Here is a 23,781-nt window from a genome sequence, read left to right on the forward strand (position 1 = left end):
CGGGGGCAGCGCCCCCTCCTGCACCGCCCGTTCCCCCGTACCGTCCCCCGCCCCCGCGTCGCCCCTTGACCACGCCGCCCGTCGGCGCATCACTTCGGGTCGACGAAGTGAAGACGCAGCAGCAACGGGGCGCAACATGACCTCCTCCTCCCTTACCCCCGCCGAGGCCACGGCCCTGGTGATCCGCACGCTGGAACGTTGCCGGACCGGTGCCGACAATGCCGCCGCCGTGGCCCGTGGCCTGATCGGCGCGGAGCTGGCCGGGCAATACGGCCACGGCCTGCGCCGGATGCCGGCCTATGGTGGCCAGGCGCTCTCGGGCAAGGTCGACGGCTTTGCCACCCCGGCGCTGAAGGTGCTGAAACCGGGGGCGGCCCTGGTCGATGCCGGGCATGGCTTCTCCTACCCGGCGCTCGACCTGGCGCTGGATTGGCTGCCGCGCGCGGCGCAGGCCAACGGCATCGCCATTGCCGGGATCTGCAACTCCTCCCATGGCGGCGTCGCGGGCCTGCCGGTCGAACGCCTGGCCGAGGCCGGCTGCCTCGGCATCATGGTGGCCAATGCCCCCGCCTCGATGGCGCCCTGGGGCGGCAAGCGCCCGCTCTTCGGAACCGATCCGATCGCCTTCGCGGCCCCGCTTGAGGGGGCCGATCCGGTGGTGGTCGACCTGTCGCTCTCGAAGGTCGCCAAGGGCAAGATCATGGCCGCCCGCCAGAAGGGCGAACCGATCCCCGAGGGCTGGGCCCTCGACATCGACGGCAATCCGACCACCGATGCCGAGGCGGCGATGAAGGGGACCATGGTGCCGATGGGCGATGCCAAGGGCACCGCCCTGGCGCTGATGGTCGAGATGCTCTGCGCCGGGCTGATCGGCGCCCATTACGCCTGGGAGGTGCCGGGGGATGCCTTCTTCGACCTGAAGGGCCCGCCGCCGGGCATGGGCCAGACCCTGATCGCCATCGATGCGGGCACCTTCGGGTCCCATGTCACGGCGCGGCTGGCCGAGATGGCGGTGCAGCTGGAAGGGGTCGAGGGCGCCCGCCTGCCGGGCCGCCGCCGCCAGCAGACCCGCCGCCGGATCGCCGCCGAGGGCATCGCGGTCGATGCGGATCTGATGGCCCAGATCGAGGCGCTTGGCCGCTAAACGCCCAGAAGACTGCGCCCGGCCGACCAGATCAGCCGGGCGGAGATCACCAGCAGCACGATGTCGAGGGCGCGGCGGAAGCTGCGGTCGCTCATCCGGGCCAGCAGCAGCTTGCCGGTGAAGGTGCCCAGCAGCCCGGCGGCGATCATCAGCGCCATGAAGCCGATCCAGGGCCCGTAGGCAAAGCCCAGCGTGCCGAAGGCCAGCGCCTTCAGCAGATGCTGCAGCGTCATCATTACCGCCTGGGTGGCGACATGCTCCTGCCGGGGCAATTGCAGGCTTTTCACGAAATTCGCCACGAAGACGGCGGTGGCCCCGAAGAACATCGCCAGGAAGGCGGCGATGAAGCCGTTCAGCGCCGGCAGCCGGGTCATCCAGCGCGGTGGTTTCGAGAAGACCGACCAGATCACGAAAAGTCCCACCCCCAGCTGCACGACGGCCGGCGGCAGGCTGACCGAGATCGAGCCCCCGAGCGCCACGCCGAGCGCCGCGCCGATCCCGAAGATCGCCGTCACCTTCCAGTGCGCATGGGCAAAGAACATCAGTCCCCGGAAGAAGTTCGATCCCAGCTGGATCACCCCGTGCACCGGGATCAGCGCCGCCGGCGGCATCAGGCTGGCCAGCACCGCCAGCAGCAGCGTGCCGCCCCCGATGCCGAGCGCCACGGTGATGAAGGAGGTGAAGAAGCTGACCACGGCCAGGAACAGCGCCACATGGGGCGCAAGACCGCTGAACAGGAAGGAGGCAAGATCGGACATGATATCGGATGGGGCCTTACCGGCAGCGCCTGCGCCCGGTTGCCGGTGTCGCATGCATATTTGGGGAAAGATGAAGGGGGCGGGTCAGCTCAGGACCTTCTCCAGGAAGGTCTCGGCACGGGCATGGGCCAGGGCCGCGGCCTGGGGGAGGAACATCTCGGGGCGTCTTTCATTGGCGAAGGCATGGCCGGCCTCGTAGAAGAAGACCTCGGCCTGGTCGGGCCAGGTTTCGGCCAGCCGGGTCACCAGATCGACGGGGGTGTGATCGTCCGACAGGCCGAAATGGCCCTGGAAGGGCGTGGTCAGCGGCTGGTCCAGCAACTGCCCGAGGCGGGTGCCGTAGAAGGAGACCGCGCCGGCGATCTCCAGCCTCTGGGCCGCGGCAAGGGCCAGCCCGCCGCCCCAGCAGAACCCCAGGACCGCGACCCTGCCACCCCGGCGGCGCAGGTGCTGCACGGCGGCGTCGATATCGGTCAGCGCGCTGTCCGTTCCGGTTTCCAGCATGGCGGCGCGGGCGGTGTCGATATCGTCGAAAGGGATCACCAGGTCACGCCGGACCCGGTCGAACAGCGCCGGGATCGCGACATCGTAGCCAAGGGCGGCGTAGCGCGTTGCCACCTCCTTCAGCTGGTCGGTCAGGCCGAAGATCTCCTGCAGGAGGACCAGCCCGCCCCGGCGCGGCCCCTCCGGCGCTGCGATCCAGCATCCCAGGCTGTGGCCGTCATCGGCGGTCAGGCGGATCATCATCGGCAGGGTCCTCCCGGAAGGCGGCCCGCGTCAGGGAAAGACGCGCCCGTCAAAGAGCTTGCGGGCGGTGCGCAGGGTGCCCGCCGCGCTGATCGTGCCGTCGGCGGCGGTCTCGATCAAGACCTCTGCCGCCCCCGAGGGATGTTCGACGCGAAAGCGCCCGTCGGGGGGAAGCTGCGCCACCCCGGCCGCCGGAGAACCGGGCAGCAGGCAGGCCGAGGCCACGGTGACGGCGGCGAAGACCCCGATGGAGGCATGGCAGCGGTGCGGGATGAAGCTGCGGGTATTGATTGCCCCGCCGGCGCGTGGCGGCGACACCAGGGTCATCTTCGGCACGGATTTCGCGGACACGTCGCCCAGCTGCATCATCGGACCGGCCTGCAGGCGGATCGCTTCCAGCCGGGCCTTCAGGGCGGTATTGGCCTCCAGCGCGGCGCGGGTCTCGGTGCCGGTGATGCCAAGGTCGGCGGCGCGCAGGATCACGCAGGGCATGCCGTTGTCGATCAGCGTGCAGTCCAGCCCGTCGATCACATCCACCCGGTTGCCGGTGGGCAGCATGACCCCGCCCCCGGTCATCGAGCCCGCCAGCCCGGTGAACAGCAGCGGCACCGGCGCATGCTGTCCCGGCACGCCGTCGATCCGCGCGGTCCCGCGATAGCTGACCCGGCCCCCGGGGGTCGCGACCTTCGCCACCGCCACCTCGCCGGTGTTGCGCATGTGGATGCGCACCGCGGTCAGGCCCTCCTGCGCGGGCACCAGCCCGCGCTCGATCGCCGCCGGGCCGACACCGGCCAGGATATTGCCGCAGCCCTGGGCATCGCTGACCAGCGGCTGATCCACGAAGACCTGCAGGAACAGGTAGTCCACATCCGCATCGGGCCGCGACGGGGGCGACAGGATCGCCACCTTGGAGGTCAGCGGATCCGCGCCCCCGATGCCGTCGATCTGCGCCGGGTCCGGGCTGCCCATGATCCGCAGCAGCAGCGCATTCCGCGCCGCCACATCCTGCGGCAGGTCGCGGGCCAGGAAATACGCCCCCTTGGAGGTCCCGCCACGCATCCACAGGCAGGGAATGCCATCCGCGCTGTTCATCGCCGTCCTCGCTTTCATCTTTCCGAAAATATGGCGGGGGAGTCTCCGCAGGAGACGGGGGCAGAGCCCCCCGGCCCGGCCCGCCCAGGGCGCCTCAGATGTATTTCAGCCCCTTGGCCTCCAGCCGCGGCCGCATGTCGTAGATATCAAGACCCAGCTCTCCGGATGCCAGGCGCAGCCGTTTCGCCTCTTCCGCCGCCAGCCGTGCCTCGGTCTTCTTCAGCACCGCCTCCGCATCGGCGCATTTCACCACGCAGACGCCGTCGTCATCGGCGCAGATGATGTCGCCCGCCTCGATCACCTGGCCGGCGACCACCACCGGCACGTTGACGGAGCCCAGCGTCTCCTTCACCGTCCCCTGGGCCGAGACCGCCTTGGACCAGACCGGAAAATGCATCGCCCGCAGGTCGGCGGTGTCGCGCACGCCCGCGTCGATGATCAGCCCGCGACAGCCGCGCGCCTGGGCCGAGGTCGCCAGCAGGTCGCCGAAATAGCCGTTGTCGCAGGGCGAGGTCGGCGCCAGCACCAGCACGTCGCCCTCCTGCAACTGCTCGATGGCGACATGCAGCATCCAGTTGTCGCCCGGCGGGGCCGAGATGGTGACGGCAGTGCCCGCGATCTTCACGCCCTGCTGGATCGGGCGCAGGTAGGATTGCAGGCAGCCGATGCGGCCCTGCGCCTCGTGGACGGTGGCCACGCCGGCGGCGCCGAGGGCGTCGATGATCGCCTGGGGCGCGCGGGGGATGTTCTGGACGACGACAGCCATGGGGGCTCCTTCGGGCTTTGGGGGCCGCGCCGGAGGGCGCAGCCAGAGAGGGGCAGGCGGCCTTGGTTACTTGGCCTTCACGGGCGGGGTGCCATGGGTGTGGAAGCTCTCGATGGTCTTCAGGCCCCAGGCCTGGCCCTTCTTCCGGTCGGCCTCGGTCCAGACGACGGTTTCCCAGTCGGGATCCAGGATCAGGCGGGCGCCGGCATTGGCCAGCTCCACCCGGTTGCCGGCGGGCTCCCAGACGTAGAGGAAGAAGGTGTTCTGGATCGCGTGCTTGTGCGGCCCTGTCTCGATATGGACGCCGTTCTCCAGGAAGATGTCGGCGGCGCGCAGGATGTCCTCGCGCTGGTCGGTGGCATAGGTCACGTGGTGGAACCGGCCATGGCCGCCGCCGTGTTCCTCGGTGCAGGCCAGGTCATAGCCCTTGTTGTTCACCGTGAACCAGCAGCCACCGATCCGCCCGTTGTCGAGCTGGATCATCTCGGTCACCCGCGAGCCGAGGCAGGTTTCCATGAAGCGACGGAACTCCGTCACGTCCGAGGACAGCAGGTTCAGGTGGTCGAGGCGGCGCGGCGCGGCCCCGGTGTGATGGAAGCGCGAGGCATTGTTCTTCAGCGCCGGTGTGTCGGCGCCCTCGGCCTTGAACTTCACGGTGTCGAAGTAGATCTCGAAGACATGGCCGAAGGGGTCCTCGAACTGGAAGGCGCGGCCGTGGTTCAGATCGCCCTCGATCCAGCCCCTGACCTTGTAGCCGCTTTCCTCGATGGCCTTCACGCGGCGCTCCAGCGCCTCGGGGCTGGCGGCGCGGTAGCCGATGTGGCCGACGCCGGTGGTGTCGGATTTCGTCAGCTTCAGGGTGCAGAATTCGTAATCGTCCCAGGCGCGCAGATAGGCGCTGGTCTCGGTCTGGGCGCTCAGCTTCAGGCCGTAGACGCGGGTGAAGAAGTCGAGGCTTTCCTCGAACTTGTCGGTCAGCATCTCGACGTGGCCGAGGTGGGCGATGTCTCCGTAGCCGGACATGTGGGTCCTCCAGAATGGGGTAGGGCCGGCGCGGGATCCGCACCGGCAGGCAGGGCAGGGCCCGGAATTACAGTTCGTCGACGGTGCGCGGGAAAATCGACTGGAAGCCTTCGGCATATTTGCAGTCGCGCCCGCCGGACATGCCGCCGGAGTTGCGCTTGAAGTGGTTGGCGCGCTGCTGGGCGACCCGGGTATAATAGTCCCACAGGTGGATCTGACCCTGGTTGCACTCCATCGCGGCGCGCTTCTTTTCCCAGACCGGCGTGATGTCGAGGAAGGTGTCGGGCTTCCAGCCCATCTGCTCGGTCTGGTGCGGCTCGAACAGGTAAAGCTGCGGCGCGCCCAGCACCTTTTCGCCGGGATTGTGGCCCCAGGCCTGGGCGATCATCCGGCACTCCAGCGCCACCTGCGACATGTACATGTGGTCGGTGTTGTAGGGGTCGTACTGGCTGTGGCTCATCATGAATTTCGGCTGCACCTTGCGGATCAGGTCGACCAGCTCGTACTTGTCCTCCTGGTCCAGATGCAGCGGGTAGTCGCCCTTGTCGAAGCAGACCAGCTCGTGCACGCCAAGGGCTTCGGCGGCGCGCTCGGCCTCGCCGCGGCGGATGTCCTTCACCTCCTGAAGCGCCTTGCCCTCCTTCCACAGGCGGGCAGATTCGCCACGCTCGCCGAAGGACAGGCAGGCGACGGTCACGTTGTAGCCCAGCTCGGTGTGCAGGGCGATGGCGCCGCCGCAGCGCCAGACGAAGTCCGCGGCATGGGCGGAAATCACCAGCGCGGTGGGTTTGTCGGTCATGGAGGTCTCCTCGGGTCTTTGCGGCATCCTGCGGCGCGGGACGGGATTTGCCAAATTTGAAGGCCGGCGCTATTCATAAGCTGAGGCTATAAGGATTTCCGTTCCGGCGCCGGGTGGTGCGGGGCAGAAGGCGGTGAACGCGAGGGGTTTCGCCCGGATTTCACCATAATTTCCGCGCAATGCCGGGCCGGGAGGGACGGGGATGAAATGGAACCTGCGGCACCTCAGGGTGTTTCTGGCGACGGTGCGGCAGGCCTCGGTGTCGCGCGCGGCAGAGCTGTGCCACCTGTCGCAGCCGGCGGCCAGTCAGGCGCTGGCCGGGCTGGAGGCGGCGCTGGAGCAGCCGCTGTTTCATCACCGGCCGAAGGGCCTGTTCCCGACCCCCGCCGGAGAGATGCTGGCGGCCCGGGTGGCGCGGGCGCTGGCCCGGCTGGACGCGGCGGCGCAGCCGCTGGCGCCGGGCCTCGCGCTGCGGGTCAGCACCGCGCAGCTTCAGGCGCTGATCGCCGTCCATGGCTTCGGGAATTTCACCCTGGCGGCGCGCCATCTTGGGCTGGCCCAGCCCACGGTGCACCGCGCCGTCACCCATCTGGAGCGCGAGGCCGGGCGGGCGCTGTTCGACCGTTCCGCCACCGGGATCCGGGCCACCCGGGCCGGCGAGGCGCTGGCCGGCGCCGCCCGGCTGGCCTTCGCAGAGCTTGACCAGGCGGTGATGGATCTCTCGGAGCTTCAGGGCCGCGAGGCCGGGCAGATCGTCGTCGGGGCGATGCCACTGTCGCGCAGCTTCCTGCTGGGCCGGGCAATCATCGCCTTCCGGGAAACCCGGCCCAACATCCTGCTGCGCATCGACGAGGGGCCCTATGCGGATCTGCTGACCGGGCTGCGCCGGGGCGAGATCGACTTTCTGATCGGCGCCCTGAGAGAGCCTTTACCGATCGGCGACGTGGTGCAGACGCCGCTGTTCCCGGACGAGATGATCCTGGCCGTGGGCCCGCAGCATCCCTTGTTGCGCCGGCCCGGCGCACCCCTGGAGGAGATGCGCGCCTACCCCTGGATCGTTGCGCGGACCGGAACACCGGCGCGGCGCCTGCTGGACCGGCTCTTCGAAGGGCAGCCACTGCCCGCCAGCCTGATCGAGACCGGATCGCTGGTTCTGATGCGTCAATTAATGCAGAATTCCAATCACATCGGCTTCATTTCAAAGTTGCAGGCTGCCGCCGAAATTGAATTGGGCCTGATGGTTCCCCTCAGCGGCGAATTGCCCGGAACGCAACGCAGCATCGGAATTACCGTGCGAAGGGATTGGTTTCCGACGAAATCCCAGCAGGCACTTTTGTCGGAAATCCGGGGCGCGGTGCGGAACGAGGCCTGATCCGATCTTCGCCCGGAAGAGTTCCCGCGCGCCGCACACGTCCTGCGGTCTTTCGCGCGATGGTTGCAATTCGATGCCGGATTTACTATGAATGCATACAGGTGTTCTTGTAAAAAGGCGCGTAAATAATTGGGTAGTCATCAAAAACTCGACCAAGCGGTCACAGAAATAACGGGACAATATGATCTTCTGGACAGCCTTGCTCATTTGATTCGCCGGGGGCATTTCTTTTCCGAAAGTATGTACACCAGCAATCTGGGAACCTTTGACATCACCTCTCGGCAGATGGTCCTGCTGATCGCGATCGGGCAGAATCCCGGCGCGTCCCAGAAGGCTGTCGGAGAGATGGTGGCTTTGGACGTCAATACCGTCAGCGACACGTTGCGGCGGATGGAGCGCAAGGGCCTGATCCTGCGCGAGACGTCCAAGCTGGACGCGCGGACAATCTGTCTGCGGGTCACGGAAAAGGGATTCCGGCAAATGCAGGCCATGCAACCGGCCCTGCAGAGCTACAATGAAGCCCTGCAGGATCGGCTGACGGAGGAGGAAGCGGTGCAGCTGAAACGGCTGATCCGCAAGATGCTTCAGCTGGAGGTGACGGCCCCCGCGGCCTGAACCTTTCCCGTCAGCCTGTCGCGGCACAGAGCGCGGCGTCGAGGATCTCGACGCCCGCATCAATCTCTGCGTCCGTGATGATCAGCGGCGGCGCGATCCGGAAGACCCCGCCCATGGCGGGCAGCTTCACGATGTTCATCGACAACCCGCGCGCGAGGGCCTCCTCGGTGATGCGGGCGGACAGGTCGTGCGCGGGGGCCTTGCTCTGGCGGTCGGTGACGACTTCCAGGCCGACCATCAGGCCGCGGCCGCGCACGTCGCCGATGCAGTCGTGCTTCTGCTGAAGCGCCAGCAGCCCGTCGCGCAGCCGCGCGCCGGCGGTTTCGGCGCGCGCCATCAGCCCCTCTTCGGCAACCACGTCCAGCACCGTCAGCCCCACCGCCGCCGGCATCGGATCCGAGACATGGGTGGTGTAGAACAGGAAGCCGCGCCGGTGCGCCTCTTCCTCGATCTCGGTCGTGGTCAGCACGGCGGCCAGCGGCAGGCCGGCGCCCAGGGTCTTCGACAGAGTCAGGATGTCGGGCGTCACGCCATCGCGCTGGTAGGCGAACATCGTGCCGGTGCGCCCGACGCCGGTCTGCGCCTCGTCGAGGATCAGCAGCATCCCGCGTTCCTCGCATTTCGTCTTCAGCGCCTTCAGATAGCCATCGGGCAGCGGAATGATCCCGCCCGAGGACAGGATCGGTTCGGCGATGAAGGCGGCGAGGCTGCCGGTGCTTTGCGCATCCACCAGGTCGAAGGCGTCATCCAGTTCCCGCTGCCAGTCGAGACTGCCATCGGCATGGGTGAAGCGGGGGCGGTAGGCATTGGGCGCGGGAATGGCGTAGTTGCCCACGGGCGCGGGCCCGTAGCCACGCCGCCCGGCGCTGAAGGTGGCGGCATTGGCGGCCCCGGTCATGCCGTGCCAGGATTTCGAGAAGGCGACGATCTCGTGCCGGCCGGTGACCAGTTTCGCCAGCCGGATCGCGGCCTCGTTGGACTCGCCCCCGGTCGAGAGCAGCATCACCTTGTCGAGCCCCGGCGCCAGCGCGGCAAGGCGGGTGCACAGATCGACGACCGGGCGCGACAGCATCCCAGAGAACAGGTGGTCCAGCCGCCCGGCATAGTCGCGCACCGTTTCGACGATGCGGGGGTGGGCGTGGCCCAGAAGGGCGCTCATCTGGCCGGAGGTGAAATCCAGGATCGCCTCGCCGTCGGCGCCGTAGACATGGCAGCCCTCGGCGCGCTCGATGATCTTGCGGTCGAAGCTGCCGCCGTAGCGCATCACGTGGGCGTCGACGGCGGACCAGAAGGCGGGGTCTTCATTGCGGCTCATGGGGGATCTCCGGGAAGGTGCGCGGGCAGGCTAGGTCCGCGGGCCGGGCGGCGGCAAGGGCGCTGCGGGGAAGGGGGCATGGGAACGGAAAATTAAGCCTTTCTGCCCACCGTTCCGCAGACCGGGGTGCCCGGCGGATCAGCAGAAGGGTGATGCGGAATGGAGAGCGAGGCGATCGAGACGAGGGCCCTGGCCTGGCGCGCGGATCAGCGCGTGGCCTGGCCGATGAAGCGGCTGGGACATGCGCAGCTGGGCGCGACCGAGGGGGCGATGATCTATCACCTGGCCCGCGACTGGGTGTCGGGGCGCCGCCCGGTGGTGGAGCTGGGCTCTTTCCTGGGGGCGAGCGCGTCGCTGCTGGGCAAGGGGCTGATGGAGAATCCGGGCTGGGACGGGGCCGCGCATCTGCACTGCTACGACCTGTTCGAGGCGAAGTTCGGCAACATGGCGGCCTTCATCCGCGACCGGATCGACCCGAGCTTTCGCGACGGAGAGGATTTCCTGCCGCTGTTTCGCGGTCAGACCGAGGAGGTGGCCCCGGCGATCACCATCCACAAGGGCGATTTTGAGGCGGCGAAGTGGCGCGGTGGGCGGATCGACCTGCTGTTTGTCGACATTTCCAAGACCCCGGCGCTGAACCGGGTGATCCTGGAGCGCTTCTTCCCGGGCCTGGAGCCGGGCGAGGGGCTGATGGTGAACCAGGATTTCCACAATCCGGGCAATCCCTGGGTGCAGACCTCCATGGGCTATCTGCTGGACTATTTCGAGGTCCTGGAGCCGCGCGCGGATGACAGCGTGCTGATGCGCCTGCGCCGCCCGATCCCGACGGAGGTACTGGTGGCGGCGGGCCGCTACGAGACGCTGAGCGGGGCCGAGCGTCTGGCCCGGGTGGAGCGGCTGATCGCCGCCTGGCGGGGCGCGGGCTGGGATGCGCGCTACCTCGAGCTGGTGCAGGCGCGGCTGCTGATCCAGGCCGGGGCGGTCAGCGAGGGCCATGCGCTGATCGAGGCCGCGCGGGCGGCGGCCGGTGCGCCCGATCCGCAGGGCCACTTCTTCTGGGAGCAGCGCTGCGAGACCGTGCGCGGGGGGCTCTGGGCGGAGTGAGGGGGCGCTGCCCCCGTCGCTGCGCGACTCCCCCGAGGTATTTGGAACAAGAAAATGGGTTCAGGTGCCGGCCTGCGGGCAGGCGCCGGATTCGATCCGGGCAAAGCCGCGGCTTTCCGTTGCCGAAAGGGTCAGGCCGTAGCTTTTGACCAGCTTCTCGAAGTCCTGGATGTAGGTGCAGCGGTAGGCGTTGTTGCCGGGCATCCAGTCCAGCGGGCCCTTGGCGCCCTTGGAGCGGTTGGCGGAGGCGGAGGCCGCCACCAGATTGGCCGGATCATTGGCGAAACGTTCGGCCTTGGCACTGTTCCAGCGATTGGCGCCGTGATCCCAGGCCCATTTCAGCGGCACGATATGGTCGATGTCGAGATCGGAGGCGGTGCGGAAGGTCTTGCCGGTATAGGGATCGATCCACTTGCCGCTTTTGACCGTGCAGCCGCTTGAGGACAATTTGGCCCGGCTGAGCGAGGTCGAGGAGAGCAGCTCCGCCCGGGTGTCGAGGCAGTCGTGATCGGCATCGCTCCAGCCACCGAAGAAGCTGCGTTCGTAGCCCTCGGGGGCGGAGGCGCTGTGGCTGCCGCCGAGGTCGGGCAGGTGCAGGCCGGGCAGCCCCAGGGCGGAAAGGTCCAGCGAGGAGAGATCCAGCGCAGCGAGATCGGCGGGCAGCTTGTCCTTCAGCGGTTCGAAGAACAGCAGGCCCAGGGTGACGAGGATGAAGATCAGGCGTTTCATGCCCCCGCGATACGCAGGGGCAGGGGGCGGAAACAGGGTGTCGCAGCGTCAGGCGCCAGGCGGGATCACGCGGAGGCGGGGCCGAGCAGCCTGTCGGCCACCAGCGTGCCGATGGGCAGGGCCGAGGTGGCCGCCGGCGAGGGGGCGTTGCAGACATGGAGCATGCGCGGGGTCTCGCGGAAGACGAAATCGTGCAGCATCGTGCCGTCGCGCCGCACCGCCTGGGCGCGGATGCCGCAGGTCATCGGGGTCAGGTCCGTCAGTTGCAGTTCGGGGCAGTAACGGCGGCATTCGGCCAGGTAGCGCGCCTTGAAAAGCGAATTGCCCAGCTCTTTCAGCCCGGGACGCAGGAAGCGGGCGATGCTGCGCCAGAAGCCGGGGAAGGCCATCATCTCGGCAGTGTCGCGCAGGTTGACGGAGAATTTCGGATAGCCTTCGCGGGCCAGGCCCAGCATGGCGTTCGGGCCGACCGAGACCGATCCGTCGATCATCGGCGTCAGATGCGTGCCGAGGAAGGGCAGGCCGGGTTCGGGCACCGGGTAGATCATGGCGTGAACGATGCTGTCGAGGCGCGGGGCCAGGCGGTAATATTCGCCCCGGAAGGGCACGATGCGCAGGTCGAGGTCCAGTCCGGCCAGCCGCGCCACCCGGTCCGACTGCAGCCCGGCACAGGCCACCAGCCGCCGCGCCTCCAACTGGAAGCCGGGGCCCGAGACGGTGACGCCACCGGCGGTTTCGGTGATCGCCCCGGGGCGGGTGCCATAGCGGATCTCGGCGCCCTGCTCGGTGATCTCCTTCGCCATGGCCTGCAGAAGCAGGGTGTAGTTCACGATGGCGGCCTCGGGGACGAAGATGCCCTTCAGCGCGGTTACGGCGGGTTCGCGGCGCATCACCTCTTCGCCCGGCAGAAGCTCGGCCCGAATGCCGTTCTCTGCGGCGCGGCCATGCAGGGCGTCGAGGCGGGGGATTTCCTCGGGACGGGTGGCGACGATCATCTTGCCGCGGGTCTCGTAGGGGATGGCGTGCTGCTGGCAGAATTCCTTCGTCCGGGCCGCGCCCTCGCGGCAGAGCCGCGCCTTGAAGGAGCCCGGCGCATAGTAGATCCCGGAATGGATCACGCCGGAATTGTGGCCGGTCTGGTGCAGGCCCAGGCGGGGTTCCTTCTCCAGCAGGACGAGGCTGGCGCCGGGGGTGCGTTGCAGCAGGGCGCGGGCGGTGGCCAGTCCGACGATGCCGCCGCCAATGACGCAATAGTCGTGTTGCATGGTGCGATCCTCCTTCGTCATGCAAGCAAATGCGGGGGGCGGCTGTCCATCGGAACCTGCGGTGATGTGTGCGGCGCATCAACCCATGAGGTTTTTGCGTTTCATTCAGGGGGGCGCGCCCGCTAGACATGAGGCCGGATCATCAAGGGGGCAGATCATGACCACGCAAGACGGGGCCGCACCGCTGGCCGGGCTGAAGGTGGTGGAGCTGGCGCGCATCCTGGCCGGACCCTGGATCGGCCAGACGCTGGCGGATCTGGGCGCCGAGGTGATCAAGGTCGAAAGCCCCGCCGGGGACGATACCCGCACCTGGGGCCCGCCCTTCATCGAACGTCCCGACGGGCGCGGCGGCACCGAGACGGTGGCCGCCTATTTCCATGCGGCGAACCGGGGCAAGACCTCGGTCATCTGCGATTTCTCGGACCCTGAGGATCTGGCGCGGGTCAAGGCGCTGATCGCCGGGGCCGACGTGGTGATCGAGAACTTCAAGCTGGGCGGGCTGAAGAAATTCGGCCTGGATTACGAGAGCCTCGCGGCGGAGAACCCCGGCCTGGTCTATGCCTCGGTCACCGGGTTCGGGCAGGACGGGCCGCGCGCAGCGCAGCCGGGCTATGACTTCCTGATCCAGGGGATGTGCGGGATCATGGACCTGACCGGCGATCCGGCGGGAGAGCCGCAGAAGATCGGCGTCGCGTGGATCGACATCTTCACCGGGCTTTACGGGGTGATCGGCATCCAGGCGGCGCTGGCCGAACGGGCGCGCTCGGGACGGGGGCAGCACGTGGACCTGTCGCTGCTGGACAGCGGTGTGGGCGTGCTGGCCAATCAGGCGATGAACCAGCTTCTGGGCGGGGTGACGCCGAAGCGGCTGGGCAATGCCCATCCCAATATCGTGCCCTACCAGGTATTTCCGGCCTCGGACGGGCATCTGATCATCGCCTGCGGCAATGACCGGCAGTTCGCCGCGCTCTGCCGGATGCTGGATCTGGGCGATCTGGCCTCGGATCCCGATTATGCCACCAACCCGGCGCGGGTCGCCCATCGCGATGGGCTTTGCCCGCGGATCGCGGCGGCGACGGCGGCGCGCAGCAAGGCCGATCTGATCGCCGCGCTGGAGGCCGCCGGCGTGCCCGGCGGGCCGATCAACACCGTGGCCGAGGCGCTGGAGGATCCGCAGATCGCCGCTCGGGGCATGGTGGTGGAACCGGAGGGGATCGCCGGGCTGCGCACGCCGATCCGGTTCTCGCGCAGTCCGCTGGTGCTGGAGAAGGCCGGGCCGGCCCTGGGCGCCGGGCAGTGGCGATTCACCGACCCGGACTGAGCGGGGCGCTGGTGCGGGCGCGGATCGGAAACATCCGGGCGCCTGCGGAAACTCCGGCCCGGGTCCGGTCGCTCGCAGCGCAAATTAGGTCGCCTGCGGCGCAGTCGGGTGCTGTTTCTTCGGAGGAAAGTCCGTTACGGCAGGGCGCATCGCTGCGCCCTCTCTTTCGCGGGCGACCGGCAGGAACAGGACACCGAGGAACAGATGACTGCAACGATCATTGACGGCAAGGCTTTCGCCGCCGACGTCCGCGCCCGCGTGACCCAGAAGGTCGCCGCCCTGAAGGAAGACCATGGCCTGGTGCCCGGCCTGGCCGTGGTTCTGGTGGGCGAAGACCCCGCCTCTCAGGTCTATGTGCGCAACAAGGGCAAGCAGACCGTCGAATGCGGCATGAACTCCTTCGAGCACAAGCTGGACGTCGAGACGCCCGAGGCCGACCTGCTGGCGCTGATCGACAAGCTGAATGCCGACGAGGCCGTGCATGGCATCCTGGTGCAGCTGCCGCTGCCCAAGCATATCGACGAGGCCAAGGTGATCAACGCGATCACGCCGGCCAAGGATGTCGACGGCTTCCACATCTCGAACGTGGGCCTGCTGGCGACGGGGCAGAAATCCATGGTGCCCTGCACGCCGCTGGGCTGCCTGATGATGCTGCGCGATCACCATGGCAGCCTGTCCGGGCTGAACGCCGTGGTCGTCGGCCGCTCGAACATCGTCGGCAAGCCGATGGCGCAGCTGCTGCTGAAGGACAGCTGCACCGTGACCATCGCGCATTCGCGCACCAAGGACCTGGCCGAGGTCTGCCGTGGCGCCGATATCCTGGTCGCCGCCGTCGGCCGCCCCGAGATGATCACCGGCGACATGGTGAAACCCGGCGCCACCGTGATCGACGTCGGCATCAACCGCATTCCCGCCCCCGAGAAGGGCGAGGGCAAGTCGCGCCTTGTGGGCGACGTGGACTTCGCCTCTGCCTCCGCGGTCGCCGGCGCGATCACCCCGGTTCCGGGCGGCGTCGGTCCGATGACCATCGCCTGCCTGCTGGCCAATACCCTCACCGCCTGCTGCCGCAAGCACGGGCTGCCCGAACCCGAAGGCCTGACCGCCTGATTCCTCTCTCCTGAAAGCGAAACCATGAGCGAATATATCCTGACCGTGACCTGCCAGACGCGCCGTGGCGTGGTGGCCAAGATCTCGGGCTACCTGTCCGAGATGGGGTGCAACATCCGCGACCTGGCGCAGTTCGACGATACCGAGACGGGTCGCTTCTTCTCGCGTTGGACCTTCGTCAGCGAGACCGGCGCCACCCATGACGACCTGACCGGTGGTTTCGCGGCTGTCGCGGAGGAGTTCGACATGGAGTGGGCGATCCACGATCCGGGCGAACGGATGAAGGTCGTGCTCATGGTTTCGCGCTTCGGGCACTGCCTGAACGACCTGCTGTACCGCTGGCGCATCGGCGCGCTGCCGGTGGATATCGTCGCCGTGGTGTCCAACCACATGGACTACCAGAAGGTCGTCGTGAACCACGACATCCCCTTCCACCACATCAAGGTGACCAAGGAGAACAAGCCCGAGGCCGAGGGCCGCATCATGGACGTGGTGCGCGATACCGGCGCCGAGCTGATCGTGCTGGCGCGCTACATGCAGGTCCTCTCGGACGAGATGTGCGAGAAGATGTCGGGCCGGATCATCAACATCCACCACTCGTTCCTGCCCTCCTTCAAGGGTGCGAACCCCTACAAGCAGGCCTATGAGCGTGGTGTGAAGCTGATCGGGGCGACCTCTCACTACGTGACCGCCGATCTCGACGAAGGCCCGATCATCGAGCAGGACACCGTGCGCGTCACCCATGCCCAAAGCCCCTCGGACTACGTGTCGCTGGGCCGGGACGTGGAAAGCCAGGTGCTGGCGCGGGCGATCCACGCCCATATCCACCACCGCGTCTTCCTGAACGGCAACAAGACCGTGGTCTTCCCGGCCAGCCCGGGCTCCTACGCTTCCGAGCGCATGGGCTGAGGCCGGCCCGACAGGCGCTGCGAAAGGCCCGGAGCATTGCTTCGGGCCTTTTTGTGTCCGGCCTTCGCTGGCCGAGATGCCCGATAAAACAACGATTGCAGTCCTGCAAAGGCCTGTCTGCATGGGGAAAACGCCCCCATGATCTTCGGGGTCTTGCGCTTTCCGGTGCGGCAATGATAACCTGAGTGAAATTGTCCGGATTGTGCGGGCACGTAAGCGTTAACGTCAATCAACGCGCAGAGACGAACGGCTTTGGCCGTCCGCTTCCTGCGCGTGCACCCTGCTGCGCCGGACGGCCTGAAAGGACTGATATGACGACCGAAACCCTTCCCACTCCGGTAATTGAACGCCACCGCTTCGAGATCCGCCGCCGTGCCCTGACGGTGACGAAGAAGGAGATGCTGACGCCGCAGATGATCCGGCTGACGCTGACCAGCCCGGACCTGGCCGATTTCGCCAGCGCCTCCTTCGATGATCACGTGAAATGCTTCTTCGACGTCGCGGGCGCGGAAAAGCCCGCGATGCGCGACTACACCCCCCGCCGTTTCGACACCGAGGCCTGCGAGCTGGTGCTGGACTTTGCCGTGCACGAGGCCGGCCCGGCCACCGCCTGGGCCGTCGCGGCCGAGGTCGGCTCGGTCCTCAACATCGGCGGGCCGCGCGGCTCGCGCAAGATCACCGGTCCGATCCTGCACTGGGTGCTGATCGGGGACGAGACCGCGCTGCCGGCCATCGGCCGCTTCTGCGAGGAGGCGCCTGCCGGCACCAAGGTCACCGTGATCGCCGGCATCCGTGATGCCGCCGAGGAGCAGGTCTTCGACACCGCCGCCGATCTGGATCTTCGCTGGGTGCACCGCGGCGAGGCCGTGACCGATCCTGCGCCGCTGCTGGAGGTCCTTCAGGGGCTGGACCTGGCGCCGCAGACTTTCGTCTGGACCGCCGCAGAGGGCAGCGTGACCCAGGCACTGCGGGCCTGGCTGCTGGACAGCGGTCATCCCCTGGTCTGGACCAAGTCGGCTGGCTACTGGGTGCGCGGGACCGCCGAAAGCAAGGTCGATTTCGACTGATCCCGGGCCGGGCCAGCGGCAGGAATGCTGCGGGTCCGCCGCCGTTTTCTGCCGATGCGAAGATCGTGCTGGCGAATCGTTCCCCTTCCATGCCAAAGATATCCCCGAGTCGTCCGGCCATGGGATAAATCCGTGGAATGCCAGGCGCCGGTTTGGAACTTTTCCATAAAAATCAAAAACCTGGACTCGGACTCTGGCTGTGGAAAACCGCTTGGGTGCGGATCCCGTTCCGGCAACACTCCCCAAGGTTTTTCCCGCATCCTGACGCGACTTCGTGGGACTCGGGCGCTTTGCAGCTGCGGCGCCCTTTATTCCGATATGTGAAATATGCCCGGGCAGGTGGCGGCTGACGGATCTTCGGGCAGTATGCCAGGAATTTCGCCGGGCAAGGCCGGGGGCAATAGGATTGCGCGTGGAAGTTCCCTGCCCCGGACGACAGTCTGGCGCCCGGATCGCCTGCCTGACGCGGGCGCCAGGAAAAGGACCTGCCTGATGAGCGTTTCGACTTCGGATCTTCCTGCAAACCGGCCTCTGGTGTTCGACGGGCACAACGACCTGGCCCTGAAGCTTCTGCTGGGAAAGTTGACGCCGGACGACATCTGGACCGGGACGGGCACCGGCCACATCGACATGGCGAAGGCGCGCGCGGGCGGCTTTGCCGGCGGCTTCTTCGCGATGTTCGTGCCCAGTGCGGGCGGGTTCGACCTGAGCGAACTGGTCCGGGCCAGCTACGACATCCCGCTGCCCGCCCCGGTGCCCCAGGCGGAGGCGCTGCGCCAGACCCGCCGCGCTGCCGAGGGGCTGGAAGCCTTGCAGGAGGCCGGGCTGCTCGAGATCTGCACCTCGACCGCACAGATCGAGGCGCTGATGGGCGGGCCGAAATGGGCCGCCATCATGCACCTTGAGGGGGCCGAGGCCATCGATCCGGATTTCCGTGTCCTGGAAGAGCTTTACGACCGCGGCCTGCGCTCTCTCGGGCCGGTCTGGAGCCGGCCCACCGACTTCGGCGAGGGCGTGCCCTTCCGCTTTCCCTCGGATCCCGACACCGGCAATGGCCTCACCGCGCTTGGAAAGGAGCTGGTGCGGGAATGCAATCGCAAGCGCATCATGATCGACCTGTCACATCTGAACGCCCGCGGGGTCGAGGATGTCGCCGCGATCACCGATGCGCCTCTGGTGGCGACCCATTCCAACGCCTGGGCGGAATGCCACCATGCCCGCAACCTGACCGACCGCCAGCTGGAAATGATCGCCGAAAGCGACGGCATGGTGGGGATCAACTTTGCCACCGCCTTCCTGCGGCCCGATGGCCAGATGTCGGCGGATGTCTCGCTTGATCCGCTGCTGCGCCATTTCGATCACATGGTGTCGATCCTGGGCGAGGACCGGATTGGCCTGGGGTCGGATTTCGATGGTGCCGTGGTGCCGACCGAGATGGGCGATTGTGCCGGCCTGACGGCGTTGCGCACCGCGCTGCGCCGCCACGGCGTGGATGAGGCGATGATGGAAAAGCTGGCCTGGAAGAACTGGATGCGGGTGCTGCGCAAGACCTGGGGCGAAGCGCCCTCAGCCTGATCCGGCCAGGCGTGCCGGGTCCCCGGCCCGGGCCCAGTGCAGCAGGGCCCGGGCGGCGGCCTCCTCCTCCTGGGCGTCGGCCAGCCGCTGCAGGTCCTGCAGGGCTGCCGACAGGGTGCGCCGCGGTTCTGCCCGCAGGTCCAGCCGCAGCAACCGCCGGTCGGGGGGCCAGGGCGCGCCGGTCAGCGGGGCCTCGTGCAGCTTCTCTCCGGCGCGCAGCCCGGTGACGCGTATCGGGTAGCGCGCGGGATCGAGCCCGGCCAGCCGCAGCATCTGCTGCGCCAGCGTCAGGATCGGCACCGGCGCCCCCATGTCGAGCGCCAGCGCCTCGCCGTTCTCGGCCCGCAGCCCGGCCTGCAGGATCAGCGATACCGCCTGCCCGAGACTCATGAAGTAGCGGGTGGCGGCGGGATCGGTCAGGGTCAGCGGCTGGCGCCGGGCAATCTGCCGGGCAAAGCGGGGCACCACCGACCCGCTGGACCCCAGCACGTTGCCGAAGCGCACCAGCGCAAAGCGGCTGCCGGGGCTGCGGCGTCCGGCCTCCTGCACGATCTCCTCGGCCAGCCGCTTGCTGGCGCCCAGCACGCTGACCGGGTCCTCGGCCTTGTCGGTCGAGATCAGCAGGAAGCGCTGCACGCCCGCCTCGGCGGCGGCTTCGGCAAGGGTGCGGGTGGCCAGCACGTTGTTGCGGATCGCTGCGCAGGCATTGTCCTCAAGCAGCGGGAGCTGCTTGTAGGCGGCGGCATGGATGATCATGTCCACGCCCTCGTCTCGCAGCAGCCGGGTGATCAGCGCGCCATCCCCGGCCGAGCCCAGCACCGGCCGCCAGGGCCCCTCCGGCAGGTCGGTCAGGATGGCATGGAGAGCGGGCTCCGACTGGTCGAGCAGCAGCAGGCGGGCGGGCGGCTGGCGCGCCAGCTGACGGCACAGTTCCGCCCCCACCGATCCGCCGGCCCCGGTCACCAGGATCCGTCGCCCGCGATAGCCCAGCCTGTCCCTGTCCCTGTTCATGGTCGTCTTCGTCTGTTTCCGGTTGCAGCGAAACGGAAAACCGTAAGGATTTGGGAAAGGCCGGGGCGCCGGCGCGGCAGGGCCAGGCGCAGCGTTGCCAGCAGGATCCAGAGGTCCAGCGCCGGGCTGCGCCGTCGGGCGTAAAGCAGGTCCAGCCGCGCCTTCGCCGGGATGCAGCGGGCCAGGTAGCGCGCCTCAGTCTCTGCGGCGCTGCGGCAGGGCGCCAGCAGCCGGCGCTCCCAGGCGCCCAGGCGCAGGGTGGCAAGGCCGGTCAGGCCGGGGCGGCAGCACAGAACCCGGGCGTAAAGCGCCGGGCGCGCGGCGACGTAGCGCGGCAGCGGCGGGCGCGGTCCGACAAAGCTCATGTCGCCGATCAGGATGTTCCAGAGCTGCGGCAGCTCATCGGCGCGGCTGCCGCGCAGCCAGACCCCGGCACAGGTGATCCGCCGCGCCTTGTCGCCACCTGAGACACCGGCATCCGCCGGATCGGGGCGCATGGTGCGGAATTTCAGCATCCGGAACGGTCGTCCGCCGCGACCGATCCGTGTCGAGCGGTGCAGCACCGGACCGCCCTGCAGCAGCCGCAGCCCAAGGCCGATCGCCGCCGCGAGGGGCAGCACGACGGGCAGCAGCAGCAGCGCCAGCCCGAGGTCGCCCAGGCGTTTCCAGAGCGGCAGGTCCGTCATGCCGGGGCCTTCAGCCGGATCTGGGCCAGCAGTCCTTCGGCGGTGCCGCTGTCCTCCAGCGTACCGAAAAGCCGGGCCAGCCGGTGGCCGTCCAGCGCGACCTCCGGCAGGGCGTCGGGCGGGGCCGGGTGCCAGGCGATGTGCCGCCCGGCGGCTTGCAGCAGCGCCTCCATGGCGACGGGGCGGGGGCCGGCGACGTTCAGGCAGGGCGGGCAGGGCACATCCGGACGGGCCAGCCAGAGCAGCATCCTCGCCAGGTCATTTGCGCCCAGGTAGCTGCGCCGGGGGCCCCGTCCGTCGGCGAAGCGGTCCAGCCGCACCGGGTCGTCTGCCGCCGGGTCGGCCAGGGCGGGGGCCAGGGAATCGGCTCCGGCAACATTTCCCAGCCGCAGGATGCAGCACTCCGGCCCGGCGCGGTGCCGCCGCTGCCACTGTGCAAGCGCCTGTTCCATCAGCCATTTCGACTGTCCGTAGCGGCTTTGCGGTTGGGCGGCGCCTTCGTGGCAGCGACCCGCCGGCAGTGTCCCGTAGACGGCGGCACTGGACAGGTGGATCACCCGGCGCAGGCCGTGGCGCTGCGCAAGCGCCTGGGCGCGCAGGGCCAGCCGGGCATTGTCCCGCAGGGGCCCCGCGTTGCCGGTCCGGCCCCAGAGCGCGACCAGCGTGGCGCAGGCAGGCAGGGGGGGCAGGCTGTCCAGCTGCCGGTGCGGCAGCCAGAACACGCCGGGGCCCGACAGCCCCGCGGCCTTCAGCAGGCGTGCCACGCGGCCCGTGCCGCCCAGCAGGAGAAGAGGAGAAGGTGGCATCGTGCACTCCGTCCCGATCCGACAAGGCTTGGGCCGAAGTGGTTAATATCCGGTGAGCCCTTTCCGCCCTGGCGCCGCCCGGATCCGACGGGCCGCCGTTAAGTGCTTTGCAAGGCTTCGCCGCTAGACCGGATCCCGGGTGAGAACACGGGTGGTGGATATGGCCGGACCAGCGAATGGTCAGCCGATCATCATCAAGAAGAAGAAATCTGGCGGCGGCGAAGGGCACCATGGCGGGGCCTGGAAGGTCGCCTATGCGGATTTCGTGACGGCCATGATGGCCTTCTTCCTGTTGATGTGGCTGCTGAATGCAACGACGGAAAAGCAACGCAAGGGGATCGCGGATTACTTCTCTCCGACGATTCCGCTGAACCGGGTGTCCGGGGGTGGTGACGGCGCCTTCGGCGGGGACACGGTCTTTGCCGAGGATGCCCTGCCGCAGGCCGGTACCGGGGCGACATCGGTCAATCCTTCGCAGGAGGCGAAGGCCAGTGGCGCGCAGTCCCAGCCCTTCGAGAAGGAGCAGGAAGAGCAGCGCCTGGAAGAGGTCCGCGACAAACTGATGGCGCTGTCGGGCGAAAGCGATGTGCACCAGGAGATGATGAAGCACATCACCACCCGGGTCACCGACGAGGGGCTGGTGATCGAGCTTTTCGATACCGACACCGTGCCGCTGTTCACCGCCGAGACCGCCTTGCCCGGCGCCCTGCTGGAGCGGATCGCGGCCATGCTGGTGCGGGTGACCTCGATCGTGAAGAATCCCATGGCGGTTGAGGGGCATGTGCGCGCCCGGCCCATCGTCGTGAACCAGAATCCGGTCTGGGACCTGTCCACCGGGCGGGCCGAGGCCATGCGGCAGCTGCTGATCCAGCAGCACCTGCCCGATGCGCGCGTGATCCGGGTGACCGGCCATGCGGATCGCGAACCGGCGGTGCGCAACACTATGTCGCCGCGCAACAATCGGCTGGAAATCATCCTGCTGCGCCAGGTGAAATGACCTGATGCGGCCGACCGGCGCCGGGCAAAGCCCCGGTCCGGTCAGGGAGAATCCCCGGGGACCAAGTCCCGATCATTTTATCTGTTAGGTCCATCTTAAGGCCGCGCGCCTAGCTCTGTGTTCGACGGAAAGTCGATGCAGCAGAAAGGCGTGTTCATGACCATTTCTTCCTCCATGAATGCGGGGGTCACGGGGCTCTTCACGAACTCCACGCGGCTGGCGGCCATTGCCGACAATATCGCGAACTCGTCCACCTACGGCTACAAGCGGGTGGAGGCCGATTTCCATTCCATGGTGATCGGGGCGAACAATGGCGGCTACGTGGCGGGCGGTGTCCGGGCCACCACGCAGCGCCTGATCGACGAGAGCGGTCCGCTGGTGACGACCTCCAATTCCACCGATATCGCGGTGCGGGGGCGCGGGCTGATCCCCGTGGCCTCGGCCTATCAGGTCGCCTCCACGGGGACCTTCGACACCATGATGCTGGCCACCACGGGCAGCTTCCGCACCGATGAGGATGGCTATCTGGTCACCGAATCCGGCCTGGCCCTGCTGGGCTGGCCCGCCGATGCCACCGGGGCGATCCCGCTGTATCCGCGCGACACCAGCGACGGGCTGGAACCGGTGCAGATCAATGTCAACGAGCTGACCGGCGAACCCACGACCACGGTCAGCCTGGGGCTGAACCTGCCGGCGACAAAGGCCTATGCCGGGTCGACCGAGGATGCCGAGCAGCTGTCGATCGAGTATTACGACAACCTCGGGATCTCTGAAAACCTGGTGGTGACCTTCACGCCTACCGGGACGGTGAACGAATGGCAGATGGAGATCACCGATTCCGCCTCGTCCGGGGCGGTGGTCGGCGATTACATCCTGACCTTCGATGACAGCCGGACCGCCGGCGGGACCCTGGCCAGTGTCGCCGACAACACCGGCAACCCCGGCGCCAGCTACGACAGCACGACCGGCACCATGGTCGTCACCGTCGCCGGTGGCCCGATCGAGCTCGACATCGGGGTGCTGGGGCTCAGCGGCGGGCTGACCCAGCTGTCCGACATCTTCGCCCCGACGGCGATCGAGAAGGACGGCTCTCCGGTCGGCAACATGACCTCCATCGAGGTCGATGCCAACGGCTATGTCCATGCCTATTACGACTCGGGCGTGCGGCGGACCCTCTACCAGGTGCCGCTGGCCGACCTGCCCAACGTGAACGGCATGTTCAGCCTGGACCGGCAGACCTACCTGCCCTCGCCGGCCAGCGGCGCCTATTTCCTGTGGAACGCGGGCGAGGGGCCGACCGGGGACGTGGTGTCCTTCGCGCGCGAGGAATCGGCGACCGACGTGGCCTCGGAACTGACCGACATGATCCGCACCCAGCGGGCCTACAGCTCCAACGCCAAGGTGTTCCAGACCGTGGACGAGATGCTGCAGGAAACCACCAACATCAAGCGCTGATCCGGCGCCTTCCGGTGGCGCCCCCGGGCACCACCGGCCCGACCGCTCCGCCCCGGTGACCTGAGGCCCCGCATCGCCGGGCCGCGCCGCGCCGGGCTCCGGATCCGGCCCTCCGACC

The 23,781-nt window shown here is 68.1% G+C and carries 23 protein-coding genes; 11 read left to right on the forward strand and 12 right to left on the reverse strand.

Features of this window, described 5'->3' with window-relative positions; all coding sequences use genetic code 11:
- Positions 1-136 precede the first annotated feature (136 nt).
- Positions 137-1,144 carry an Ldh family oxidoreductase gene (locus KM176_RS18100; protein WP_160896146.1) on the forward strand — a complete coding sequence of 336 codons (1,008 nt, stop codon included), beginning with the start codon at positions 137-139 and terminating at the stop codon, positions 1,142-1,144.
- Here the strand turns inward: KM176_RS18100 and KM176_RS18105 are convergent.
- From KM176_RS18105 to KM176_RS18130, 6 genes are all read right to left on the reverse strand, one after another.
- Complete coding sequence (locus KM176_RS18105; RefSeq protein WP_160896147.1) at positions 1,141-1,902, reverse strand: sulfite exporter TauE/SafE family protein; 762 nt, start codon at positions 1,900-1,902, stop codon at positions 1,141-1,143. The two genes, KM176_RS18100 and KM176_RS18105, sit on opposite strands and share 4 nt — an antisense overlap.
- An 84-nt stretch (positions 1,903-1,986) precedes the next feature.
- Entirely contained in the window at positions 1,987-2,649 is a 663-nt protein-coding gene (locus KM176_RS18110; protein WP_160896148.1) for a dienelactone hydrolase family protein, read from the reverse strand.
- Between the two features lie 30 nt (positions 2,650-2,679).
- Positions 2,680-3,759 (reverse strand): 4-oxalomesaconate tautomerase, encoded by a 1,080-nt coding sequence (locus KM176_RS18115; RefSeq protein WP_236045364.1) that lies wholly within the window; start codon positions 3,757-3,759, stop codon positions 2,680-2,682.
- Between the two features lie 76 nt (positions 3,760-3,835).
- Positions 3,836-4,507 carry a 4-carboxy-4-hydroxy-2-oxoadipate aldolase/oxaloacetate decarboxylase gene (locus tag KM176_RS18120; RefSeq protein WP_160896149.1) on the reverse strand — a complete coding sequence of 224 codons (672 nt, stop codon included), beginning with the start codon at positions 4,505-4,507 and terminating at the stop codon, positions 3,836-3,838.
- Between the two features lie 66 nt (positions 4,508-4,573).
- Complete coding sequence (locus KM176_RS18125) at positions 4,574-5,530, reverse strand: VOC family protein (protein ID WP_160896150.1); 957 nt, start codon at positions 5,528-5,530, stop codon at positions 4,574-4,576.
- A 67-nt stretch (positions 5,531-5,597) separates the two neighbouring features.
- Positions 5,598-6,329 (reverse strand): PIG-L deacetylase family protein, encoded by a 732-nt coding sequence (locus KM176_RS18130; protein ID WP_160896151.1) that lies wholly within the window; start codon positions 6,327-6,329, stop codon positions 5,598-5,600.
- A gap of 202 nt (positions 6,330-6,531) precedes the next feature.
- On the opposite strand from KM176_RS18130, the gene KM176_RS18135 reads away from it, so the two are divergent.
- Positions 6,532-7,701 carry a LysR family transcriptional regulator gene (locus KM176_RS18135; protein WP_160896152.1) on the forward strand — a complete coding sequence of 390 codons (1,170 nt, stop codon included), beginning with the start codon at positions 6,532-6,534 and terminating at the stop codon, positions 7,699-7,701.
- 129 nt (positions 7,702-7,830) lie between these two features.
- On the forward strand, positions 7,831-8,316 hold the full coding sequence (locus tag KM176_RS18140; protein WP_215558806.1) for a MarR family winged helix-turn-helix transcriptional regulator: 486 nt from the start codon (positions 7,831-7,833) through the stop codon (positions 8,314-8,316).
- Positions 8,317-8,326: 10 nt separating this feature from the next.
- Here the strand turns inward: KM176_RS18140 and KM176_RS18145 are convergent, their stop codons facing one another.
- Positions 8,327-9,631, reverse strand: a complete 1,305-nt coding sequence (locus tag KM176_RS18145) for an aspartate aminotransferase family protein (RefSeq protein WP_160896154.1) — start codon at positions 9,629-9,631, stop codon at positions 8,327-8,329.
- Positions 9,632-9,790: 159 nt separating this feature from the next.
- Between KM176_RS18145 and KM176_RS18150 the strand changes: the two genes are divergently transcribed.
- Complete coding sequence (locus KM176_RS18150) at positions 9,791-10,735, forward strand: class I SAM-dependent methyltransferase (RefSeq protein ID WP_160896155.1); 945 nt, start codon at positions 9,791-9,793, stop codon at positions 10,733-10,735.
- A gap of 60 nt (positions 10,736-10,795) precedes the next feature.
- Here KM176_RS18150 and KM176_RS18155 read toward each other — a convergent pair whose 3' ends face one another.
- Both KM176_RS18155 and lhgO read right to left on the reverse strand, forming a co-directional pair.
- Positions 10,796-11,464: an HNH endonuclease family protein gene (locus KM176_RS18155; protein ID WP_160896156.1), complete on the reverse strand. Its 669-nt coding sequence runs from the start codon at positions 11,462-11,464 to the stop codon at positions 10,796-10,798.
- A 65-nt stretch (positions 11,465-11,529) separates the two neighbouring features.
- Positions 11,530-12,729, reverse strand: a complete 1,200-nt coding sequence (gene lhgO / locus KM176_RS18160) for an L-2-hydroxyglutarate oxidase (protein ID WP_160896157.1) — start codon at positions 12,727-12,729, stop codon at positions 11,530-11,532.
- A gap of 157 nt (positions 12,730-12,886) precedes the next feature.
- Here lhgO and KM176_RS18165 point away from each other — a divergent pair, with 157 nt between their 5' ends.
- From KM176_RS18165 to KM176_RS18185, 5 genes are all read left to right on the forward strand, one after another.
- Positions 12,887-14,050, forward strand: a complete 1,164-nt coding sequence (locus tag KM176_RS18165) for a CaiB/BaiF CoA transferase family protein (protein ID WP_160896158.1) — start codon at positions 12,887-12,889, stop codon at positions 14,048-14,050.
- Positions 14,051-14,254: 204 nt separating this feature from the next.
- Positions 14,255-15,157 carry a bifunctional methylenetetrahydrofolate dehydrogenase/methenyltetrahydrofolate cyclohydrolase FolD gene (gene folD, locus KM176_RS18170; protein WP_160896159.1) on the forward strand — a complete coding sequence of 301 codons (903 nt, stop codon included), beginning with the start codon at positions 14,255-14,257 and terminating at the stop codon, positions 15,155-15,157.
- A 24-nt stretch (positions 15,158-15,181) separates the two neighbouring features.
- Positions 15,182-16,066, forward strand: a complete 885-nt coding sequence (gene purU / locus KM176_RS18175; RefSeq protein WP_160896160.1) for a formyltetrahydrofolate deformylase — start codon at positions 15,182-15,184, stop codon at positions 16,064-16,066.
- Positions 16,067-16,377: 311 nt separating this feature from the next.
- Positions 16,378-17,133: a siderophore-interacting protein gene (locus tag KM176_RS18180; protein ID WP_160896161.1), complete on the forward strand. Its 756-nt coding sequence runs from the start codon at positions 16,378-16,380 to the stop codon at positions 17,131-17,133.
- A 492-nt stretch (positions 17,134-17,625) separates the two neighbouring features.
- Positions 17,626-18,708 (forward strand): dipeptidase, encoded by a 1,083-nt coding sequence (locus KM176_RS18185; protein ID WP_160896162.1) that lies wholly within the window; start codon positions 17,626-17,628, stop codon positions 18,706-18,708.
- On the opposite strand, the gene KM176_RS18190 is transcribed toward KM176_RS18185, so the two are convergent.
- The 3 genes from KM176_RS18190 to KM176_RS18200 are packed head-to-tail and all read right to left on the reverse strand — an operon-like array spanning position 18,700 to position 21,211.
- Positions 18,700-19,719, reverse strand: coding sequence for a polysaccharide biosynthesis protein (locus tag KM176_RS18190; RefSeq protein ID WP_160896163.1), 1,020 nt, complete (start codon positions 19,717-19,719; stop codon positions 18,700-18,702). The two genes, KM176_RS18185 and KM176_RS18190, sit on opposite strands and share 9 nt — an antisense overlap.
- Positions 19,716-20,405: a sugar transferase gene (locus tag KM176_RS18195; protein ID WP_311136184.1), complete on the reverse strand. Its 690-nt coding sequence runs from the start codon at positions 20,403-20,405 to the stop codon at positions 19,716-19,718. Before KM176_RS18195 ends, KM176_RS18190 begins: the two co-directional genes overlap by 4 nt.
- Entirely contained in the window at positions 20,402-21,211 is an 810-nt protein-coding gene (locus tag KM176_RS18200; RefSeq protein ID WP_160896164.1) for an NAD-dependent epimerase/dehydratase family protein, read from the reverse strand. Before KM176_RS18200 ends, KM176_RS18195 begins: the two co-directional genes overlap by 4 nt.
- Before the next feature lie 160 nt (positions 21,212-21,371).
- On the opposite strand from KM176_RS18200, the gene KM176_RS18205 reads away from it, so the two are divergent.
- Both KM176_RS18205 and KM176_RS18210 read left to right on the forward strand, forming a co-directional pair.
- Positions 21,372-22,208 carry a flagellar motor protein MotB gene (locus KM176_RS18205; RefSeq protein ID WP_160896165.1) on the forward strand — a complete coding sequence of 279 codons (837 nt, stop codon included), beginning with the start codon at positions 21,372-21,374 and terminating at the stop codon, positions 22,206-22,208.
- Positions 22,209-22,364: 156 nt separating this feature from the next.
- Positions 22,365-23,663: a flagellar hook protein FlgE gene (locus tag KM176_RS18210; RefSeq protein ID WP_160896166.1), complete on the forward strand. Its 1,299-nt coding sequence runs from the start codon at positions 22,365-22,367 to the stop codon at positions 23,661-23,663.
- Positions 23,664-23,781 lie beyond the last annotated feature (118 nt).

Source organism: Pseudooceanicola endophyticus (genome assembly GCF_018760365.1).
Classification (GTDB): Bacteria; Pseudomonadota; Alphaproteobacteria; order Rhodobacterales; family Rhodobacteraceae; genus Pseudooceanicola; species Pseudooceanicola endophyticus.

Bases quoted from the DNA above. Each gene is read 5' to 3' on its own strand.
- KM176_RS18115 (WP_236045364.1), bottom strand. From the start codon at position 3,759: ATGAAAGCGAGGACGGCGATGAACAGCGCGGATGGCATTCCCTGCCTG.
- purU (WP_160896160.1), top strand. From the start codon at position 15,182: ATGAGCGAATATATCCTGACCGTGACCTGCCAGACGCGCCGTGGCGTG.
- KM176_RS18185 (WP_160896162.1), top strand. From the start codon at position 17,626: ATGAGCGTTTCGACTTCGGATCTTCCTGCAAACCGGCCTCTGGTGTTC.
- KM176_RS18110 (WP_160896148.1), bottom strand. From the start codon at position 2,649: ATGATGATCCGCCTGACCGCCGATGACGGCCACAGCCTGGGATGCTGG.
- KM176_RS18125 (WP_160896150.1), bottom strand. From the start codon at position 5,530: ATGTCCGGCTACGGAGACATCGCCCACCTCGGCCACGTCGAGATGCTG.
- KM176_RS18205 (WP_160896165.1), top strand. From the start codon at position 21,372: ATGGCCGGACCAGCGAATGGTCAGCCGATCATCATCAAGAAGAAGAAA.
- KM176_RS18145 (WP_160896154.1), bottom strand. From the start codon at position 9,631: ATGAGCCGCAATGAAGACCCCGCCTTCTGGTCCGCCGTCGACGCCCAC.
- KM176_RS18190 (WP_160896163.1), bottom strand. From the start codon at position 19,719: ATGAACAGGGACAGGGACAGGCTGGGCTATCGCGGGCGACGGATCCTG.
- KM176_RS18195 (WP_311136184.1), bottom strand. From the start codon at position 20,405: ATGACGGACCTGCCGCTCTGGAAACGCCTGGGCGACCTCGGGCTGGCG.
- KM176_RS18165 (WP_160896158.1), top strand. From the start codon at position 12,887: ATGACCACGCAAGACGGGGCCGCACCGCTGGCCGGGCTGAAGGTGGTG.
- KM176_RS18150 (WP_160896155.1), top strand. From the start codon at position 9,791: ATGGAGAGCGAGGCGATCGAGACGAGGGCCCTGGCCTGGCGCGCGGAT.
- folD (WP_160896159.1), top strand. From the start codon at position 14,255: ATGACTGCAACGATCATTGACGGCAAGGCTTTCGCCGCCGACGTCCGC.
- KM176_RS18120 (WP_160896149.1), bottom strand. From the start codon at position 4,507: ATGGCTGTCGTCGTCCAGAACATCCCCCGCGCGCCCCAGGCGATCATC.
- KM176_RS18155 (WP_160896156.1), bottom strand. From the start codon at position 11,464: ATGAAACGCCTGATCTTCATCCTCGTCACCCTGGGCCTGCTGTTCTTC.
- lhgO (WP_160896157.1), bottom strand. From the start codon at position 12,729: ATGCAACACGACTATTGCGTCATTGGCGGCGGCATCGTCGGACTGGCC.
- KM176_RS18210 (WP_160896166.1), top strand. From the start codon at position 22,365: ATGACCATTTCTTCCTCCATGAATGCGGGGGTCACGGGGCTCTTCACG.
- KM176_RS18180 (WP_160896161.1), top strand. From the start codon at position 16,378: ATGACGACCGAAACCCTTCCCACTCCGGTAATTGAACGCCACCGCTTC.
- KM176_RS18135 (WP_160896152.1), top strand. From the start codon at position 6,532: ATGAAATGGAACCTGCGGCACCTCAGGGTGTTTCTGGCGACGGTGCGG.
- KM176_RS18100 (WP_160896146.1), top strand. From the start codon at position 137: ATGACCTCCTCCTCCCTTACCCCCGCCGAGGCCACGGCCCTGGTGATC.
- KM176_RS18105 (WP_160896147.1), bottom strand. From the start codon at position 1,902: ATGTCCGATCTTGCCTCCTTCCTGTTCAGCGGTCTTGCGCCCCATGTG.
- KM176_RS18200 (WP_160896164.1), bottom strand. From the start codon at position 21,211: ATGCCACCTTCTCCTCTTCTCCTGCTGGGCGGCACGGGCCGCGTGGCA.
- KM176_RS18130 (WP_160896151.1), bottom strand. From the start codon at position 6,329: ATGACCGACAAACCCACCGCGCTGGTGATTTCCGCCCATGCCGCGGAC.